At 33.2% G+C, this 1,170-nt stretch carries 1 protein-coding gene; it reads right to left on the reverse strand.

Features of this window, described 5'->3' with window-relative positions; all coding sequences use genetic code 11:
- Positions 1-442: 442 nt before the first annotated feature.
- Positions 443-973, reverse strand: coding sequence for a phospholipase D-like domain-containing protein (locus tag CBF27_RS13975; protein WP_170175132.1), 531 nt, complete (start codon positions 971-973; stop codon positions 443-445).
- Between the last annotated feature and the right edge of the window lie 197 nt (positions 974-1,170).

The following is a 1,170-nucleotide window of genomic DNA, read 5'->3' on the forward strand; positions in this document are numbered from 1 at the left end:
TCGATGAGTTGAATAGGGATTATTTCATTTTGTTTATGCAAATATGCCACCTCCATAGTTATTTGTTAGCTCAAGTTTACTTGGGGGTGGCAGCAGATGATAGATACTGTTTTATCAGGCGCTTACACTCCACTCGTTCGATTTAGATGCCACGTGGACACATAATCCGCTACCTTAGTATCCGTAACTGTTGCGGCAATTGCAATCACTGATGGTACAAAAAAAGCAATCATCACCGATAACATGCTGATCAGCGAGATTGCTTGACGATATTTATTATTCATTTTTATATTTCCCTTCTTTTTTAGTTAAAAAAGAGAGAATACTATGAAAGTTTTCTCCCTTTGGAAATTTATTTTTTTAGATAACTAATACTTTAAAAATCAATCTATGATTAGAATATGCTAAGGATAATAGTAAATTGATACGTCGCAAACGCCTACTATCGATAATCCTTATAGAACTTTTCATAAGTCCCGCTTTTCGCAAAGTCCAACTTGTATTTATCATTGTTTATTTTAGTCAATATAACACTATCAATTCCTATTTCATCAAGTAAATCTTTAGTCACAATAGTACCGGATTTTAGATTTAAGACATCTCTAAGAATCCATTTTCCCAATTCTTTATTAGGATTTGACATTAATCCTTTTCCATTATCCTGAGCAACTTTGCATGTCATCAAATTTTTATTTGGAAGTTCAACCTCGAATGGAGGAGAATTTTTCGCTGATTTTTCTTCAAGCAAACTATACTTAAAAAATCCTTTAAACTTTTGATGTATCCAAGAAGGAATTGGAATATATACTTCATCCATATTTCTTGATCTCCCTGATGCATTCCACTGATTGAGCCCTGACCTAATTTCTACTTTTTTAGTTCTAGATGAATATAATGGTAATACGACATGCTCATAGGAGTCAGCGTCTTGAATTTTGAAACCGTGCCCTTTTTCTAAATTTACCTTTTTCAATAAATCAAATGGATTATTGACTATGTCAACTCCAAATGAACAGATAACATTGGAATCGGTCGTATCAAAACAGTCAAGTCCATAATCTTGTGTAAAATACTATACAATGTTTCACTAGTCTTTTAGTGTTCAAACTTAATATACTTTCTTGTAGAACTAAGCCATTCATCGTGGAAGTCCATCAGGACAGCCCCAAT

Source organism: Vagococcus acidifermentans (assembly GCF_003987655.1).
Taxonomy (GTDB): Bacteria; Bacillota; Bacilli; order Lactobacillales; family Vagococcaceae; genus Vagococcus_B; species Vagococcus_B acidifermentans.